This is a genomic window from Mycobacterium sp. 852002-51971_SCH5477799-a (assembly GCF_001667145.1).
Lineage (GTDB): Bacteria > Actinomycetota > Actinomycetes > Mycobacteriales > Mycobacteriaceae > Mycobacterium.
Genome location: NZ_LZIF01000086.1, coordinates 47,683 through 65,036 on the forward strand (window position 1 = coordinate 47,683; position 17,354 = coordinate 65,036).

15 protein-coding genes are annotated in these 17,354 nt (G+C 66.6%); 8 read left to right on the forward strand and 7 right to left on the reverse strand.

Features of this window, described 5'->3' with window-relative positions; all coding sequences use genetic code 11:
- The first annotated feature begins 308 nt into the window (after positions 1 to 308).
- From A5753_RS11870 to A5753_RS11880, 3 genes are all read left to right on the forward strand, one after another.
- A complete protein-coding gene (locus A5753_RS11870; protein WP_067127579.1) occupies positions 309 to 1,460 on the forward strand; it encodes an exonuclease SbcCD subunit D in 1,152 nt (383 codons plus the stop codon).
- A complete protein-coding gene (locus A5753_RS11875; RefSeq protein WP_067127582.1) occupies positions 1,457 to 4,075 on the forward strand; it encodes an ATP-binding protein in 2,619 nt (872 codons plus the stop codon). Before A5753_RS11870 ends, A5753_RS11875 begins: the two co-directional genes overlap by 4 nt.
- 98 nt (positions 4,076 to 4,173) lie before the next feature.
- A complete protein-coding gene (locus A5753_RS11880; protein WP_067127585.1) occupies positions 4,174 to 5,418 on the forward strand; it encodes an alpha/beta hydrolase in 1,245 nt (414 codons plus the stop codon).
- Here A5753_RS11880 and A5753_RS11885 read toward each other — a convergent pair.
- Genes A5753_RS11885 through A5753_RS11900 form a run of 4 tightly spaced genes read right to left on the reverse strand, consistent with a single transcriptional unit; the run spans position 5,405 to position 10,815 of the window.
- A complete protein-coding gene (locus A5753_RS11885; RefSeq protein ID WP_067127588.1) occupies positions 5,405 to 7,090 on the reverse strand; it encodes an ABC transporter family substrate-binding protein in 1,686 nt (561 codons plus the stop codon). The two genes, A5753_RS11880 and A5753_RS11885, sit on opposite strands and share 14 nt — an antisense overlap.
- Entirely contained in the window at positions 7,083 to 8,918 is a 1,836-nt protein-coding gene (locus tag A5753_RS11890; protein ID WP_067127590.1) for an ABC transporter ATP-binding protein, read from the reverse strand. The genes A5753_RS11885 and A5753_RS11890 overlap by 8 nt, the downstream gene beginning before the upstream one ends.
- The gene (locus A5753_RS11895; RefSeq protein ID WP_067127592.1) at positions 8,915 to 9,841 is read right to left on the reverse strand and encodes an ABC transporter permease; all 927 of its coding nucleotides are present in this window, start codon (positions 9,839 to 9,841) and stop codon (positions 8,915 to 8,917) included. Before A5753_RS11895 ends, A5753_RS11890 begins: the two co-directional genes overlap by 4 nt.
- Positions 9,838 to 10,815 carry an ABC transporter permease gene (locus A5753_RS11900; protein ID WP_067128026.1) on the reverse strand — a complete coding sequence of 326 codons (978 nt, stop codon included), beginning with the start codon at positions 10,813 to 10,815 and terminating at the stop codon, positions 9,838 to 9,840. The genes A5753_RS11895 and A5753_RS11900 overlap by 4 nt, the downstream gene beginning before the upstream one ends.
- A 201-nt stretch (positions 10,816 to 11,016) precedes the next feature.
- Between A5753_RS11900 and A5753_RS11905 the strand changes: the two genes are divergently transcribed.
- On the forward strand, positions 11,017 to 11,508 hold the full coding sequence (locus A5753_RS11905; RefSeq protein WP_067128029.1) for a carbonic anhydrase: 492 nt from the start codon (positions 11,017 to 11,019) through the stop codon (positions 11,506 to 11,508).
- 77 nt (positions 11,509 to 11,585) lie between these two features.
- Here the strand turns inward: A5753_RS11905 and A5753_RS11910 are convergent, their stop codons facing one another.
- The gene (locus tag A5753_RS11910; protein ID WP_067127595.1) at positions 11,586 to 12,023 is read right to left on the reverse strand and encodes a PaaI family thioesterase; all 438 of its coding nucleotides are present in this window, start codon (positions 12,021 to 12,023) and stop codon (positions 11,586 to 11,588) included.
- Positions 12,024 to 12,222: 199 nt separating this feature from the next.
- Here A5753_RS11910 and cysD point away from each other — a divergent pair, with 199 nt between their 5' ends.
- From cysD to A5753_RS11925, 3 genes are read left to right on the forward strand one after another with little or no spacing between them, the layout of a single operon-like run.
- Entirely contained in the window at positions 12,223 to 13,152 is a 930-nt protein-coding gene (gene cysD, locus A5753_RS11915) for a sulfate adenylyltransferase subunit CysD (protein ID WP_067127598.1), read from the forward strand.
- Positions 13,152 to 14,993 (forward strand): adenylyl-sulfate kinase, encoded by a 1,842-nt coding sequence (gene cysC, locus A5753_RS11920; RefSeq protein WP_067127601.1) that lies wholly within the window; start codon positions 13,152 to 13,154, stop codon positions 14,991 to 14,993. The genes cysD and cysC overlap by 1 nt, the downstream gene beginning before the upstream one ends.
- A gap of 58 nt (positions 14,994 to 15,051) precedes the next feature.
- Positions 15,052 to 15,537, forward strand: coding sequence for an RrF2 family transcriptional regulator (locus A5753_RS11925; RefSeq protein WP_067127604.1), 486 nt, complete (start codon positions 15,052 to 15,054; stop codon positions 15,535 to 15,537).
- An 18-nt stretch (positions 15,538 to 15,555) separates the two neighbouring features.
- On the opposite strand, the gene A5753_RS11930 is transcribed toward A5753_RS11925, so the two are convergent.
- Together A5753_RS11930 and A5753_RS11935 are read right to left on the reverse strand one after the other, a co-directional pair.
- Entirely contained in the window at positions 15,556 to 15,945 is a 390-nt protein-coding gene (locus A5753_RS11930; protein WP_067127606.1) for a VOC family protein, read from the reverse strand.
- 44 nt (positions 15,946 to 15,989) lie between these two features.
- Positions 15,990 to 16,403, reverse strand: a complete 414-nt coding sequence (locus tag A5753_RS11935; protein ID WP_067128032.1) for a VOC family protein — start codon at positions 16,401 to 16,403, stop codon at positions 15,990 to 15,992.
- Between the two features lie 66 nt (positions 16,404 to 16,469).
- Here A5753_RS11935 and A5753_RS11940 point away from each other — a divergent pair, with 66 nt between their 5' ends.
- Complete coding sequence (locus A5753_RS11940; RefSeq protein ID WP_067127609.1) at positions 16,470 to 17,348, forward strand: LLM class flavin-dependent oxidoreductase; 879 nt, start codon at positions 16,470 to 16,472, stop codon at positions 17,346 to 17,348.
- Positions 17,349 to 17,354 lie beyond the last annotated feature (6 nt).

The following is a 17,354-nucleotide window of genomic DNA, read 5'->3' on the forward strand; positions in this document are numbered from 1 at the left end:
GTGGGATCGTATCGGAAGTGTTGTTCGCCAATGTGGTTCGAAGCGGGCCCCGGATGCTGAGCTTGGCTGATTGCAGAGGCTTGTACATGACGCGACGTAGATTCGTACTCGCACAACTCATTTGAAGAATGGGTCGCGAGCAGTTCCCGAAGGTTGCCTTCGGCCGGTGTTGCCCGATTCGGCGCGTTTATCAAGAGCTAGATTTCTCAGACCAAGACCTGCCGGCCGAGGTCCCGCGTCTTGTCGGTGCGCAGACCTAAACTCGCGATGCCCTGGTAAACACGCACTTCGAAGGGGGTCAAGCGGGCATGCGATTCCTGCACACAGCCGACTGGCAGCTGGGCATGACCAGGCACTTCCTCGCTGGTGACGCGCAGCCGCGCTATTCGGCGGCGCGCCGTGACGCGGTTGCCGGTCTGGGAGTGCTGGCCGCGGAAGTCGGCGCCGAGTTCGTCGTGGTCTCGGGTGATGTCTTCGAACACAATCAGCTTCCGCCCAAGGTGATCGGGCAATCTCTGGAAGCCATGCGCGCCATCGGAATTCCGGTGTACCTGTTGCCGGGCAACCACGATCCCCTGGATGCCTCATCGGTGTATACCAACGCATTGTTCACCGCCGGACGTCCCGACAACGTCGTTGTGCTCGATCAGGGCGGGGTGCATCAGGTGCGCCCCGGGCTGGAGATCGTCGCCGCCCCGTGGCGGTCGAAGGTGCCGACCGCCGACCTGGTCGCCGACGTCCTCGAGGACCTGCCCGCGGGTGCGAGCACTCGCATCCTCGTCGCGCACGGCGGTGTCGACGTGTTGGATCCCGATCGGGACAAGCCCTCGCTGATCCGGCTCGCCAAGGTCGACGGCGCGCTGTCCCGCGGCGCGGTGCACTATGTGGCGCTGGGGGACAAGCACTCACTCACCCAGGTCGGCGGCAGCGGTCGGGTGTGGTACTCCGGCTCCCCGGAAGTCACCAACTTCGACGATGTCGAATCCGACCCCGGTCATGTCCTGATCGTCGACATCGACGAAGACGACCCGCAGCGGGCGGTCGCCGTCACACCACGGCACGTCGGACACTGGCGGTTCGTCACGATGCACCGGCAGGTCGACACCAGCCGCGACATCGCCGACCTCGACATGAATCTGGACCTGATGACGGAGAAGGAGCGAACCGTCGTGCGCCTGGGGCTGACCGGTTCGTTGACAGTCACCGACCGCGCCGCACTGGACGCCTGCCTGGACAAATACGCGCGGTTGTTCGCCTGGCTGGGCCTGTGGGAACGCCGCACCGAACTGGCGGTGATCCCGGCCGACGGCGAGTTCAGCGATCTCGGCATCGGAGGCTTCGCCGCCGCGGCGGTCGAGGAGCTGGTGGCCACGGCGCGCGAGGAGGGCTGCGCTACCGCCTCCGATGCGCAGGCGGCACTGGCGTTACTGCTGCGCCTCACCGAGCGGGGCGCGGCGTGAAGCTGCACCGGCTGACCCTGACCAATTACCGCGGCATTTCGCACCGCGAAATCGAATTCCCCGACCATGGCGTCGTGGTGGTGTGCGGCGCCAACGAGATCGGCAAGTCGTCGATGATCGAAGCTTTGGACCTGCTCCTGGAAGCGCGGGACCGCTCGACGAAGAGGGAAGTCAAGCAGGTCAAACCGACCCACAGCGATGTTAGTTCGGAAGTATCCGCGGAAATCAGTTGCGGGCCTTATCGTTTCGTCTATCGCAAGCGGTTCCACAAGAAGTGCGAAACGGAGCTGACGGTCATCCGGCCGTGCCGCGAACAACTGACCGGCGACGAAGCCCACGAACGGGTCCGGGCGATGCTGGCCGAGACGGTGGACAGCGACCTGTGGCACGCCCAGCGGGTGCTGCAGTCAGCCTCGACGGCAGCGGTGGACTTGTCCGGGTGCGACGCGCTCTCGCGGGCGCTTGATGTGGCCGCCGGCAACAGCGGGGGGCTGTGCGGCACCGAGCCTTTGCTGATCGAGCGCATCGACGCCGAATACGGGCGTTACTTCACCGCGACCGGACGGCCGACGGGCGAGTGGGCCGCCGCGATCACCCGCCTGGCCGACGCCGAGGCCGCGGTCGCCGAGTGCGCGGCGGCCGTCGCCGAGGTCGACGACCGGGTGGCTCGCCATGCCGTGTTGACCGAGCAGGTGGACGACCTCTCGCAGCGCCGAATTGCCGTCGGGCCGCGGGTTGCCGCCGCGCAGGAAGCCGCCGACAAAATCGCGGCGCTAACCGCGCAGCGGCGCGAAGCTGAGCTTGTCGCCGGGGCCGCTGCCGCCACCGCGGCGGCGGCGAACGGCGCCCACACCGCGCGCCGGCAACTGCTCACCGAAATCGACACCCGCGCGAGCGCTGTGGCCGAAATACGAACGCAGACAATGGAAGCCGTGGAAGCCCAAGCCGCCGCGAGCGTGGAGGCGGAAGCGGCCGGCGCCGCTCTGCAACAGGCCACCGAGGCCCTTGCCGAGCTGCAACGCCGAACCGAATCTGCGCGGTGCACGGTCGACCAACTCGCCAACCGCGATGAGGCCGAGCGGATAACCGCCCGCCTAGCCAAGATCGATGCCATCAAGCGGGAGCGCGAGCGGATTGGCGCCGAGCTCGGCGCCATCGCCGTCACCGCGGCGGTGCTGCGACGAATCGAGGATGCCGCGGCCGCCTTTGATCGCACCGGCGACCAGCTGACGCTGACCTCGGCGGCCGTCGAATTCAGTGCTGCCGCAGACATTCAACTGGTCGTCGCCGGCCGGCAGATCTCGCTGCCGGCCGGGAAGAGCTGGTCGATCACCGCCGCCGGACCCACCGCGGTGGAGGTGCCCGGCGTCCTGACCGCCAGGGTCACCCCGGGCGCGACCACACTGGACATCCACGCCAAACACGCCGCGGCACAAGAGGAGTTGGCAGCGGCGCTGGCGGCCGGTCAGGTGTCCGACCTCGCCGCGGCGCGATCCGCCGATCAGCGTCGTCGCGAGCTGCAGAGCACACGCGAGCAGCTCACCGCGACCCTGGCCGGTCTATGCGGTGACGAACGGGTCGAGGAGCTGCGGTCGCGGCTGGCGCAGCTGCGCGCCGACGTCGCCGGGGCCGAACTCGTTCTCACCGATATCGGTGCCGCCCGCGCCGAGCTCGCCGCGGTCCTTCAGGCCCACGCGGCCGCATCGAAGGAATGCGACGCCCTCCGTCAGGCCGCCACCGCCGCCGCGAGCGGGCTCGCCGAGTTGTCCACGCGGGCAACGGTTCTGCAGAACAGCTTACAGACTCAGCGCGCCGAGCTGGACGCCGCTGCCGGCCGGCTGGCGACCGAGCGCGCGTCGGCCGGTGACGACGAACTCGCGGCCTCTTCAGCCACTGCGACGGGTGCTGCGCAGGCCGCGCAACAACGAGTCACCGAACTCGCCGACGCGCTGGCGGCGGCCGCGCCCGATGCGGTCGCCATCGAATTGGCCGATGCCAAGAAGGAAGCCGACTCGGTGTGCGAGCGCTACGAGGAAGCCGCCCGCGCGTTGCGTGAAATCACCATCGAACTCTCGGTGTTCGGCAGTGAGGGGCGGCAGGGCAAGCTCGACGCCGCCGAAACAGAACGCGAGCACGCCGCCACCGAACACAGCCAGGTGGGCGGTCGCGCGCGGGCCGCGCAGCTGCTGCGCTCGGTCATGACGCGCCACCGCGACACCACCCGGCAGCGTTACGTCGAGCCCTACCGCGCCGAACTGCAGAGGCTCGGCCGCCCGGTGTTCGGCCCGAGTTTCGAGGTCGACATCGACAGCGACTTGTGCATCCGCAGCCGCACCCTGAACGGCATCACGGTGCCCTACGAATCGTTATCGGGCGGCGCGAAGGAGCAACTAGGCATCCTGGCGCGGCTGGCCGGCGCGGCCCTGGTCGCCAAGGAGGACGCTGTCCCTGTGGTGGTCGACGACGCCCTCGGTTTCACCGACCCGGACCGGTTGACCAAGATGGGGGAGTTGTTCGACACCGTGGGAACCCACGGGCAGGTAATCGTGCTCACCTGTAGCCCCGATCGCTACGACGGTGTCAAGGGCGCCCACCGCATCGTGCTCAGCGCTTAGGCCCGGCGGCCGCCCACAGCGGCACCGCTGGTCCAAGCGACTTTGTGCGGCTCGCTGTCGCCTTGCCTGCAGAATGGGCTCATGGTGGACCCACACTGATGACGATGAACGCGAAGCGCAGCCGGATACAGGAGAAGCTGGCGGAACTGCCGGGCGTGCGGCCCGTGCGTCGGCCGATCTCGCCGCACAGCGGCGAAGAGTTCGATCTGTACTACGTCCGCGCCGGCCGCAAGTCCGCCCATCCGCTGGTCATCATCCCCGGCGGGCCGGGAGTCGCCTCGGTGCAGATGTACAAAGGGCTACGGCGGCGCGCCGCAGCGGCCGGTCTCGACGTCATCATGATCGAGCACCGCGGGGTGGGGATGTCGCGCCACGACGATTCGGGCGCCGACCTGCCGCCGCAATCGATGACCGTGAACCAGGTGGTCGACGATGTCGCCGCGGTACTCGACGACGCCCAAGCCGAGTCGGCTGTCATCTATGGGGCCTCGTACGGCACCTACATCGCAGCGGGCGTCGGGGTGCGTCATCCGCACCGGGTTCGCGGCATGGCGCTCGATTCACCGCTGCTGTCCCGGCATGACATCGTCATCGTGCGCCGCGCGATTCGCCGGCTGCTGTTGAAGGGAGACAGCCCCGAGACCGCTTCGTTAGCACCGAAAATGCGCAAACTCGTCGACGCAGGCGTCATGGATGCGACCGCGACCCAAGTCGTGGCGTCAATCTATGGCTATGGCGGAACCGACCTGCTCGAGCGTCAACTCGACCTGCTACTCGATGGACGAAAACTGGTGTGGTGGGCGCTGTCCCGGTTCACCACCCTGGGCAACCTGCCGTTCCGCTACGAAGAAGACTTGGTGAGCCGCATTGCGTTTCGCGAACTGGACTACGCAGCCGAACCCGACGGCCTACCGCTCGACCCCGCGGTCGCCGAAAGTAGAACACGCACGCAGCGGGTGACTTTCGAGGACGAGCCCTACGACCTGCCGGCCGAGATGCCGAAATTCGACTGGCCCACCGCGGTGATATCGGGAGGCCGTGACCTGATCACCCCGCCGGCCATCGCGCAACGTGTCGCGTCGCTGCTGCCTGATGCGGTGCTCCTGAGTTTGCCGAACATGGCACACAGCGCGCTGGACTTCCGTGAGCCCGTGGCGCTCGCCAGTGCCGACGCGGTTCGGCGAGGCGACCTGAATGGCCTTGCGGCACAAGCATCGGCGCTGGACGCGCTGCCGCCGCGCCCGGAGGTGCGGCTGCTGTGGAAGGCGCTGGGAGCGGCGGCATTCGCCGAGGGCGCCCTGCCGATCCCGAACCGGCTGCGGAGACGGCTCAGCCGCGCGTGAAACCGATGGCGGTGTAGTCGAGGTCGGCGAGACCGGCTGCGCCGAAATTGGCGAGCGAGCTGCGCACCGCGACGTCACCGGGCGACTGCGTCAGCGGAAGGCTGAACCCCTCCGCCCAGATCATCTTGTCCAGATCGTTGGCAAACGCTCGCGCCTTGGCCGGATCGAGTTCTTCCAGCGTGTTTTCGATGGCGGCGTCGATCTGCGCACTGCCGACCTTGCCGAAATTGCTTTCCCCGTCGGACTTGTAAATCTGGGTCAGCGACGAAAGTGGGAAAGCATCGCCGAGCCAACCGAATTGGGCGATGTCAAAGTCCCCGACGTTGACGTAGTTGGTGAAGAAGCCGGTGCCCGGCCGAGAGACGAGTTCGAGTTTGACGCCGATCTGGGCGAGGCTGTGCTGGGCGATCTGGGCGAACTGCCGGCTGCCCTGGGCGTCGTAGAACAAATCGCGGATGACCAGTTGCCGGCCGTTCTTCTCCCTGAACTGTCCGGCCCGCTTCCAGCCCAACGCGTCAAGCTCTCGGCTGGCCGCGGCGGGGTCGTAGGGCACGACCGAGCTGTTGTCCTGATAGCCCTGCTGCCCGGCGACATAGATGTGGTTGCCCAGCGCAACCGGATCGCTGGTGAGGCCGTACTGGACGACCTTGGCGATGGTTTGCCGATCGATCCCCTTGGCCACCGCGACGCGCAGCGCCTTATCGGCCAGGATCGAGCCAGGTGCGCCGTTGAACGTGAAGTGGGACCAGGCCGGAGCCGGCGCGCGCCGGATCGCGATCCCCTTGGTGCGCTGCGCGATGGTCAGCTGGTCGATCGTGCCGACCCCGGTGGCGTCGATCGTGTTGTTCTGCAGCGCCGGGAGCCGCGCGGCATCGTCGAGCACCAGATAGGTGATGCTGTCCAGGCGAGGCCGCGCTCCCCACCATTTCGGGTTGCGGCTCAACACGATTCGCTGCGTGGTCCGATCCAGCGACGAGACGACGAACGGGCCGGCCGACGGCCCGGGCCCCTCGAGCTGGCCCTTGTTGAAGGCCTCCGGGGTGGCCGTCATGCTCTTGGGTAGCAGCATTCCGTTGCCCGCGAACATGCCCCGCCATTCGGCGTAGGGCTTGGCGAAGGTCATGATGGCCTGCCTGTCGTCGACACCACGGGTCACCGACGCAACGCGGTCGGCGCCGCTGGGCCCGGCGATCTCGAAGGTCTTGTCGGCGCCGCTTAGGGCGTGGATCTGGCTGGCGATGTCCTCCCAGGTGATCGGCGTGCCGTCGGACCACACCGCCCGGGGGTTGATCGTGTACGTAACCACCTGCGGCGCAGTGCCAGTGAGCTCGATGCTGGTGAAGTAGTCGGTGTCGACCCTCGTCGAGCCGTCCGGCCCGATGACGAAAGCCCGCGGCAGCGTCGCCTTCATCATCGCGGAGACGTCGGCCGAATTGCCGTCGATGTGCAGAATGTTGAAGTTCGGCGGGAAGTCGGTCAGCGCGAGTCGCAGGTTGCCGCCGTCGGACAAAGTGGCCGGGTCGCGTGGGTTGATGTCGCTCGTCGAGCCGATCTGCGCGTTATGGCCGGTTTCGGGGATCAGGTTGACGGCCGGTGAGCAGCCGGCTAGCGCCAGCGCGATCGGGAGAAACACCGCCGCGACCCGACCCACTCTGACAACCCGGCTAGGCACGTCTACCCGGATCCGGTTGCGGCACCGCGTTGAGCAGCCGCCGAGTGTATTCGTGTTGCGGATCGGCGAAGACCTGACGGCTGTCGCCCTGTTCCACGATCGCACCGGCATACATCACCACGACCTGGTGCGCCAGGTGCTTGACCACCGAAAGATCGTGGGAGACAAATAGATAGGACAGGTTCAGTCGCTCTTGCAAGTCGAGCAGCAGGTTGATGATCCCGGCCTGAATGGAAACGTCGAGCGCGGAAACTGGTTCGTCGAGCGCCAGAATCTTCGGTTGCAATGCCAGCGCGCGGGCGATGCCGATGCGCTGCTTTTGCCCGCCGGAGAATTCGGCGGGGTAACGCACTGCGTCGGCACGACGCAGTCCCACGATCTCGAGCAGCTCGGCGACTCGCATGTTGGTGCGGCCCTTGTCGAACCCGTTGGCCCGTAGGGGCTCCGCGAGCAGATCAAACACCGGTAGCCGCGGGTCCAGCGAGGCGACCGGGTCCTGGAACACGACCTGAATGTCGCGCCGCAGCGATCGTCTGCTCGCGGCGCTCAGCGCGGTGACATCGGTGCCCAGCACTTCGATCGAACCCGATTGCGGCCCGGTGAGTTCCAAGATTTCGTGCAGGGTGGTCGACTTGCCCGAACCGGATTCGCCGACGATGCCCAGGGTGCGGCCCTGCCGCAATTCGAAACTGACTGCGTCGACGGCGCGAACCTCCCCGGCGCTGCGACGGAACACTCCTGTGGTCAGCCGGTAGGTCTTGGTCAGGTCACGCACCCGAACGACGACCGATGTGTCGGCGGATTCCGCCTGGCGGGCTTCGGTGCTCACGCCGTAGATTGCCGCGGCGCTTCGCCCGTCGACCTCGTCGGTGCGGATGCAGGCAGCCCGGTGATCGGCGCCCACGGAAAGCAAACTCGGCTCCTCGAGCCGACATTCGTCGATGGCCAGCGGGCAGCGCGGAGCGAAGGGGCACCCGGGCCCCAGGGCCGCCAGCGATGGCGGTGCTCCCGGTATCGGCACCAGCCGGGTGCCCTGGGCGGCGTCGAGCCGCGGTACCGAGCCCAGCAGCCCGACGGTGTACGGCATTCGGCGATCCCGGTAAAGGTCATGCACGGAAGCGGATTCGACGACTCGCCCGGCATACATCACCAGGGCGCGGTCGGCGAACTCGGCGACCACGCCGAGGTCGTGCGTGATGATGAGCACCCCGGCACCGGTGATGTCGCGAGCCGTTTTGAGCACCTCGAGGATCTGCGCCTGCACCGTGACATCCAGCGCGGTGGTGGGTTCGTCGCAGATCAGCAGGTCGGGGTCGTTGGCAATCGCGATGGCGATGACCACCCGTTGTCGCTCCCCGCCCGATAACTCATGCGGGAACGCGCGGGCGCGTCGCTCCGGCTGCGCTATCCCCACCAGTTCGAGCAATTCCACTGCGCGCCGGCGGGCGGCCTTCTTACCCACCCGCGGCTGGTGGATCTCGATCGCCTCGGCGATCTGGTCGCCGACGGTGTAGACGGGCGTCAGCGCCGACATCGGATCCTGGAATACCGTGCCGACCGTCTTGCCGCGAAACCGCGACATCGCGTCGTCGCCGAGGCCCAGCAGTTCGGTGTCGTGCAACCGCACCGAACCGCGCACCTGCGCGTACTCGGGCAACAGGCCGATGGCCGCCATCGCCGACACGGATTTCCCCGAACCGGATTCGCCGACCATCGCCACGACTTCTCCGGGTTCGATGCGGTAGCTGACACCGCGCACAGCGGCCACCGGCGCGCCACCCGTTGGGAAGGTGACCGCCAGGTCGGTCACCTCGAGCAGCGCGCTCACCGCCCACCCCCGCCCAGCACCGCGCTGCCTGGGTCGAGCGCGTCCCGCAGACCATCACCCGTGAGATTGGCGCACACCAGGATCAGCACCAGCACTCCCGCGGGAAACAGAAACACCCAGGGAAAGGTGGTCGCCGATTGGGTGCCGTTGGCGATCAACGTTCCCAGCGACACGTCCGGTGGCTGAATGCCGAAACCGAGGAAGCTCAAACCGGTTTCGGCCAGGATGGCCGAGGCGACGTTGAGCGCGGCGTCGATGATCAGAATGGAAGCCACATTGGGCACAACGTGGCCGACGATGATGCGACGGCTGGATACGCCCATATACCTTGCGGCCCGGATGAATTCGCGTTCACGCAGACTCATGGTCATGCCACGCACCATGCGTGAGCTGACCATCCAGCCGAAACCGGCCAAGAGCAGAACCAGCATCAAGACATTGGCCGAGTTCTTGATTCGTGGTGTCACGATGGCGATGAGGATGAAGCTGGGCACCACCAACAGCAGGTCGACCACCCACATCAGCACGCGGTCGCGCCAGCCGCCGAAATAGCCTGATATCGACCCGACGGTGGCGGCGATGCCGGTGGAGATCACCGCGACGCACACGCCGATCAGCATCGACTTCTGCATCCCGCGCAGGATTTGCGCCAACAGGTCTTGGCCCAGGGCGTTGGTGCCCAGCCAGTGGCGCGCGTTCGGCGGCTGCAACAGCGCGGTGAAATCGAGGTCTTCGTAGGAATAGGGCAGCAACGCGGGCAGCGCGTAGCAGCCGATGAACAACAGCACCAACAACGTCAGGGACGCCACCGCGAATCGGCTGCGGGCAAACCGTCGTAGCACCAGGGTGCGCCGTGAGGTGAAGTCCGCGACTTCGTGACCCGAAAAACCATGGGCGCCATCGACGTTCGCCTGGGCGGTCATGACACCCGGACCCGCGGATCAAGAGCTGCGTAGAACACGTCCGAAAGCAGACCGGCCAGCAGCACCGCCGCGCCGGAGAACAAGGTGATCGCCGCGATGATGTTGGTGTCCTGAGTCGCAATGCCCTGCACCAGCCATTCGCCCATGCCGTGCCAGCCGAAGATCTTCTCCACGAACACCGCTCCCGTGACCAGACCGGCCACCCCGTAAGCGAACAGGGTGGCCAGCGGGATCACCGCGGTGCGCAGACCGTGCTTGACCAGCGCCCGCCGACGGGTGAGCCCTTTGGCGCGCGCGGTGCGGATGAAGTCCTGGCCCAGGACGTCCAGCATCGCGTTGCGCTGGTAACGGCTGTATCCCGCCGCGGCCGCCAGGGCCAGGGTCAGCGACGGCAAGACCAGATGCCGTAACCGGTCGAGCAGCTGCGGGCCGGTCCCACCGCTCACCCCCGGTGAGGTCTCCCCGGTGTAGTCGAAAATGTGAATGCCCACGGCCCAGTTCACCCGCAGCGCGCCAAGGATCAGCAGGCTGGCGATCACGAAGGTCGGCGTGCTGAGAACCAGCAACGCCACCATGGTGACCACGCGATCGCTGAGTCGATACTGGCGAATGGCGCCCCACGCCCCGGCCGCTATGCCCAGCACGGTGCCCAGCAGCGAACCAATGACCAGCAGGCGCAGGGTTACCCCGATGCGACGCCACAGCGTCGTTCCGACGGGTTGCCCGGTGACGGTCTTGCCGAAGTCTCCGCGCAGGGCGTGCGCGGCCCAATGCGCGTAGCGGATGGGTATCGGCTCATCCAGGCCCAGCGTGTGGGCCCTGGCGTCGATCACGGCCTGTGGCGGGCGCGGATTGCGCTGCAACAGGCTGTCCAGGGGCTTGAAGGCCACCGACGTCAGGCAAAACGTCAGAAACGATGCCAGCGCCAGCAGTACAAGGTAGTTGAGCAACCGGCGTGCCAGGAACCGAATCATACCGGCCCGCACACCCCACGTCGCATTGGGACAGGTTATCGAGCCGACGGTGCAGCGGTGCCCGGCGCGTTGGTTTCGCCTTCGGATCCGGTTGATTCTCACCCCTGAATCGCGTGTGATCGGTTGTTAGGATCCACCGCGGTGCGAGCCGTTCAGCAAACGCAGCACGGCTCGGGCCGCGACACTGTCAAGGAGGCCTGCGTGACGATTACCGATGAATACCTGGCCAACAACGCCGATTATGCGAGCACTTTCGAGGGTCCGCTGCCGATGCCGCCGGGTAAACATGTCGCGGTCGTCGCATGCATGGACGCCCGGCTCGACGTCTATCGCATCCTCGGGCTCAACGAGGGAGAGGCCCACGTCATCCGCAACGCCGGCGGAGTCGTCACCGACGATGTCGTCCGCTCGCTGGCCATCAGCCAGCGCCTGCTGGGGACGCGGGAGATCATCCTGATCCACCACACCGATTGCGGCATGCTCACCTTCACCGACGATGACTTCAAGCGCAGCATCCAGGAGGAGACCGGGGTCAAACCGCCTTGGGCGGCAGAGGCTTTCGGCGACCTTGCCGAAGACGTTCGCCAATCGCTGCGCCGCATCGAGGGCAACCCGTTCGTCACCAAGCACGTCTCCGCGCGCGGATTCGTCTTCGACGTGGCCACCGGCAAGCTCAACGAGGTCACCCTCTAGAAGCATTCGCCGAGGTGCAGCCACGGCGAAAAATTCGCCCGCCTAATCCTCGACCTGGTTGCACGTTCGGCGAGGCCTCAACCCACCTTGTAGGTCGCCAGCGCCTTGGCCACCAGCGTCCCCTGTAGGTCGACGATCTCGGCTTCGCAATTGACCAGTGACCGTCCGCGCCGCAGCACCCGGCCGACGCCGATCAGGTCGGTGGCCCGGGCCGGCGCCATGAAGTCCAGCGTGATGGACACCGTCACGCCTCGCAGCTCAGGTGGCGCCTGCACGCCGCACCACGCCGCCGCCATGACGGTGAGATCTGCGAGCGTGGCGATGGCGCCGCCGTGGACCATGTCGCCGATGGTCACGTTTGAGGGGTCCCACGGCAGTCGCAGCCGCACTTCGTCCTCTTCGAGCCGGTCGGCGACGATGCCCAGCTTGACGACGAACGGGGATGCGGGGAGGAACTGCGCGATGACGTCGCGGCCGCTCGGTGTGGACGGGACCGGTTCGGGGGAGGCAGGCATCCGTCCATGTTTTCGCACCCCCACCCGGCCGCAAAAGTGTCGCCGCGACTCTTGGCGCGATGTGTCCGGTGGCCGGCCTGCGCGCCACGCGGGTCGGGCGCCGCAGGCCCCGAGGTTGACAGCGGCGAGCCAGGCTGGTCTTATAGCTCATTAAGCTACTAAATATGGTCAGTTCTACCAGGTTTAACCGAAGGAAGCTATGACCGGTGATCTGAAGGTGGCCCCCGCCGCCGGACAGTACGAATTGAGTCACCTGCGCTCGCTGGAGGCGGAGGCGATCCACATCATTCGTGAGGTTGCCGCCGAGTTCGAGCGGCCGGTGCTGCTGTTCTCCGGCGGCAAAGACTCCATCGTCATGCTGCACCTGGCGCTGCGGGCATTCCGTCCCGGCCGGCTGCCCTTCCCGGTGATGCACGTCGACACCGGGCATAACTTCGACGAGGTGATTGCGACACGTGACGAGTTGGTGGCCGAGCACGGCGTGCGCCTGGTGATCGCCTCGGTCCAGGAGGACATCGACGCCGGGCGCGTGGTCGAGCCCCGCCAGGGACGCAACTCGATTCAGACGGTGACGCTGCTGCGGGCTATCGGGGAGAACAAGTTCGACGCCGCGTTCGGGGGAGCGCGCCGCGACGAGGAGAAGGCTCGCGCCAAGGAGCGCGTGTTCAGCTTCCGCGACGAGTTCGGTCAGTGGGATCCGAAGGCTCAGCGCCCCGAGCTGTGGAACCTCTACAACGGCCGCCATCACAAGGGTGAGCACATCCGGGTGTTCCCCCTGTCCAATTGGACCGAATTCGACATCTGGTCCTACATCGGCGCCGAGAACATCGCACTGCCCTCGATTTATTACGCGCACCGGCGCAAGGTGTTTCGCCGCGACGGCATGCTGCTGGCGGTCGACCGCAACATGCAGCCGGGTGCCGACGAGCCGGTGTTCGAAGCGACCGTGCGCTTCCGCACCGTTGGGGACGTCACGTGCACCGGATGCGTGGAATCGCAGGCCGCCACGGTGGATGAGGTCATCGCCGAGACCGCGTTGTCGCGGTTGACCGAACGCGGGGCCACCAGGGCTGACGACCGGATCTCGGAGGCAGGCATGGAAGACCGCAAACGGCAGGGCTATTTCTGATGACCACGTTATTGCGCTTGGCGACTGCGGGTTCCGTCGACGACGGCAAGTCCACCCTGATCGGTCGCCTGCTGTATGACTCCAAGGCCGTCATGGAAGACCAGTGGGCGGCGGTGGAGCAGACGTCCAAGGACCGCGGACACGACTACACCGATCTGGCGTTGGTGACCGACGGACTGCGGGCGGAGCGCGAACAGGGCATCACCATCGACGTCGCCTACCGCTACTTCGCCACGCCCAAGCGGAAATTCATCATCGCCGACACCCCCGGCCACATCCAGTACACCCGCAACATGGTGACCGGCGCGTCGACCGCCCAACTGGTGATCGTGCTGGTCGACGCGCGGCATGGCTTGCTCGAGCAGTCCCGCCGGCACGCTTTTCTGGCGTCCCTGCTGGGCATCCAGCACATCGTGCTCGCGGTCAACAAGATGGACCTGATCGGTTGGGACAGAGAGAAATTCGAGTCGATCCGGGACGAATTCCACGCCTTCGCCGCCCGCCTGGACGTGCACGACGTGGCCACCATCCCGCTTTCGGCGCTGCACGGCGACAACGTCGTGACCAAGTCGGACCACACCCCTTGGTATGAGGGCCCGGCGTTGCTGTCGCACCTCGAAGAGGTGTACATCGCGGGCGACCGCAACATGGTCGACGTGCGGTTCCCGGTTCAATACGTGATCCGCCCGCACACTCGCGAACACCAGGACCACCGCAGCTACGCGGGCACCGTTGCCAGCGGGGTCATGCGTCCCGGCGATGAGGTGGTGGTGCTGCCGGTCGGCAAGCGGACCCGCATCACCGCCATCGATGGGCCGAACGGTCCGGTGGACGAGGCCTTTCCGCCGATGGCCGTTTCGCTGACCCTGGCCGACGAGATCGACATCTCGCGCGGCGATTTGATCGCCCGCACCCACAATCAGCCCCGGGTCGCGCAGGAGTTCGATGCGACGGTGTGCTGGATGGCCGACGATGCGGCTCTCGACCCGGGGCGCGACTACGTCATCAAGCACACCACCCGCACCACACACGCCAAGGTGACTGCGCTCGACTACCGGCTGGACGTCAACACGCTGCACCGCGACAAGACGGCACCGGCGTTGCAGCTCAACGAACTCGGCCGCATCTCGCTGCGCACCCAGGTGCCGCTGCTACTTGACGAGTACACCCGCAACCCCAACACCGGGTCGTTCATCCTCATCGACCCGCACACCAACGGAACGGTGGCGGCCGGCATGGTGTTGCGCGATGCGTCGGCACAGGCCGCTAGCCCGAACACCGTGCGGCACAAATCATCCGCCATCGCCGAAGTCCGTCGGAGGGGCAAGACGGTGTGGTTCACCGGTCTGTCTGGCTCCGGCAAGTCGTCGGTGGCCATGCTGGTCGGGCAGAAGCTGCTCGAAAAGGGAGCTCTGGCATACGTTCTCGACGGTGACAATCTGCGGCACGGCTTGAACGCCGACTTGGGCTTCAGCATGGCCGATCGAGCCGAAAACCTGCGCAGGCTGGCCCATGTGGCGGCGCTGCTGGCCGACTGCGGCAACGTCGTGCTGGTGCCGGCGATCAGTCCGCTGGCCGAGCAACGCGCACTGGCCCGCAATGTGCACGCCGACGCCGGCTTCGATTTCTTCGAGGTGTTCTGTGACACCCCGATCGAGGAGTGCGAGGAGCGCGACCCCAAGGGGTTGTACGCCAAGGCGCGTGCGGGGGAAATCAGCCAGTTCACCGGCATCGACAGCCCTTACCAGGCGCCGGTGCAGCCCGATCTTCGGCTCACCCCGGACGAGACCGTCGAGGAGCAGGCGCAGCGGGTCATCGACCTGCTCGAATCATGCGGGTAGCGCACCAGATCAGCCAGGCTGCGCCGAAATCGTGTCGTCGGGTGGCACAATCCTGTGCGTGCGCATGTCGGCGAAGGCGGAGTATGCCGTGCGGGCGATGATCCAGCTCGCCACGGTGCCCGACGGAACGCTGGTGAAGACGGACGATCTAGCCCACGCCCAGGGCATTCCGCCGCAATTCCTCGTCGACATCCTGACCAACCTGCGTACCGATCGGCTGGTGCGAAGCCATCGCGGTCGCGAGGGTGGCTACGAATTGGCCCGCTCCGGCAAGGACATCAGCATCGCCGACGTCCTGCGCTGTATCGACGGACCGCTGGCCAGCGTCCGTGACATCGGGCTCGGCGACTTGCCGTACTCGGGACCGACGGCGGCGCTCACTGATGTCTGGCGCGCGCTGCGGGCCAGCATGCGGTCGGTGCTGGAAGAGACGACGCTGGCCGACGTCGCCAGCGGCGGCCTGCCCAAGCACGTCGTGCAGCTGGCCGACGACTATCGCGAGCAGGAAAGCCGGCGGCACGGCACAGCGCGTACCGGAGACTAGGGCGCAGCGCTCGCTCGCTCAGCCCGCAGATCCATACGGGCTGGTGAGGATCTCCATGGCATGGCCGGAGGGGTCCGGGAAATAGACCCCGCGCCCGCCGTGGTTGTGGTTGATCTCGCCGGGACGCTTGGCGCCCGGGTCGGCCCAGTGCTGCAGACCGCGTGACCGGATCCTGTCGTAGATGGTGTCGAACTCCTGCTCTGACACCAAGAACGCGTAGTGCTGCCGCGAGATGTCCGCGCCTTCGGGTGCGTCCGCGTAGTCGAGACTTACGCCGTGCTCGAGTTCGACAACCATGAAGTGGCCGAAGGGCTTTGGGCCGGGCAGACCGAAAAGATCGGCGAGAAACTCGGCGGATTCGTGTTTGTCGCGGGATGCGACGATGGTGTGGTTGAAACTGATGGTCATAGTTCTTTCCAGTCAACCACTCCGATGCCCGGCTCGACAACGCGCTACTTCGGCGCGGTGAGCTCCAGGGCGATGTTGTCGGGGTCGCGGAACTCCAGGATATAGGACGGCCCGATGTCTTTGACTGGCTGGTGAACGACGCCGAGCTCGTCGAGATGCGCTGCCGCCGAATCCAATTCATCTTTGCTGGCGAGGCGGAAGGCAATATGGTCCAGGCCGACACGATCCTCGTCGAAGCGGTCGGCCGCGACCGGCCGCAGCCCGAGCAGCGTGCCGCCGAGGTCGTAAATGACGCCGCCGAACAGGAAGCTGAACTGATTGCGGACGGATTCGTCGGCGTTTTCGGGGACTTCCAGCAGCACCGGCCAACCGAACACGCTCTCGTAGAACTGCCGCGACCGCTCGATATCGGTGACGGTCAGTCGGACATGTGCGATGGAACTACTCGTGAACGCCATTCGGTCCATGGTTCCACTGAAAGGCCGCATGTTAAACATGCCAGAATCGCCGTCGTGCGGATTGCGATGACCATGCCGGTGATGGAACCGGATCTGGACGCGACGGTGCTCGAGACGTGGGCGCGCGCCATCGACGAGGGCCCGTTCTCGTCGCTGTGCTGGGGCGAGCGGATCGCCTTCGACAACCCGGACAACCTGACATTGCTGGGAGCGCTGGCCGCCTGGACCGACCGAGTGCGGCTGTTGACGACCGTCATCGTGCCGCAGCTGCACGATCCCGTCATGCTCGCCAAGGGCCTGGCGACCGGGGATCTGCTCAGCGGCGGCCGGTTGTCCGTGGGCATCGGGGTGGGCGGCCGGCACGAGGACTACCACGCCGTGAGTGCCGATCCGGCGACACAGACGATGCGCGGCATGGCCGAACGCGTGGCGGTGATGAGGCGAGTCTGGGCGGGGGAGAAAACTTCCGACTCGGCGCTGCCCGTCGGGCCGGCGCCGGTCCAGCCCGGCGGTCCGCCGTTGTTCGTCGGCAGTATCGGCCCGAAAACCATCCGCAGTGCGGCCGCGTGGGCCGACGGGCTGGCCGGCACCACCCTCGACCTGAACGTCGCCAAGCAAAACGAGCTGTTCGACGTGGCCCGGACAGCCTGGGCCCAGGCCGGCAAGCCGAAGCCCCACCTGATCACATCGTTCTGGTTCGCGTTCGGGTCGCCCGAGGGGTCTCGCGCCCAGATCCACCGTCATCTGCGGCGCTACATGAACTGGATTCCGGCCGAATACGTCGACGCGATGGCACCGATGACGGGCTGGGCCGGCAGCGAGGAAGAACTGCTGGACGTGTTGCGCGGCTTCGAGGCGATCGGCACCGACGAGGTCCAGCTGATCCCGACGAGCTCGGATGTCGATCAGCTTCGTCGCGCAGCGGACGTGGCGGCGCGGTTGTAGTCTCCG

Coding starts and splice junctions, on each gene's coding strand:
- A5753_RS11935 (WP_067128032.1), bottom strand. CDS start 16,403: ATGGCGTTCACGAGTAGTTCCATCGCACATGTCCGACTGACCGTCACC.
- A5753_RS11880 (WP_067127585.1), top strand. CDS start 4,174: ATGACGATGAACGCGAAGCGCAGCCGGATACAGGAGAAGCTGGCGGAA.
- A5753_RS11940 (WP_067127609.1), top strand. CDS start 16,470: ATGACCATGCCGGTGATGGAACCGGATCTGGACGCGACGGTGCTCGAG.
- cysC (WP_067127601.1), top strand. CDS start 13,152: ATGACCACGTTATTGCGCTTGGCGACTGCGGGTTCCGTCGACGACGGC.
- cysD (WP_067127598.1), top strand. CDS start 12,223: ATGACCGGTGATCTGAAGGTGGCCCCCGCCGCCGGACAGTACGAATTG.
- A5753_RS11930 (WP_067127606.1), bottom strand. CDS start 15,945: ATGACCATCAGTTTCAACCACACCATCGTCGCATCCCGCGACAAACAC.
- A5753_RS11895 (WP_067127592.1), bottom strand. CDS start 9,841: ATGACCGCCCAGGCGAACGTCGATGGCGCCCATGGTTTTTCGGGTCAC.
- A5753_RS11910 (WP_067127595.1), bottom strand. CDS start 12,023: ATGCCTGCCTCCCCCGAACCGGTCCCGTCCACACCGAGCGGCCGCGAC.
- A5753_RS11900 (WP_067128026.1), bottom strand. CDS start 10,815: ATGATTCGGTTCCTGGCACGCCGGTTGCTCAACTACCTTGTACTGCTG.
- A5753_RS11870 (WP_067127579.1), top strand. CDS start 309: ATGCGATTCCTGCACACAGCCGACTGGCAGCTGGGCATGACCAGGCAC.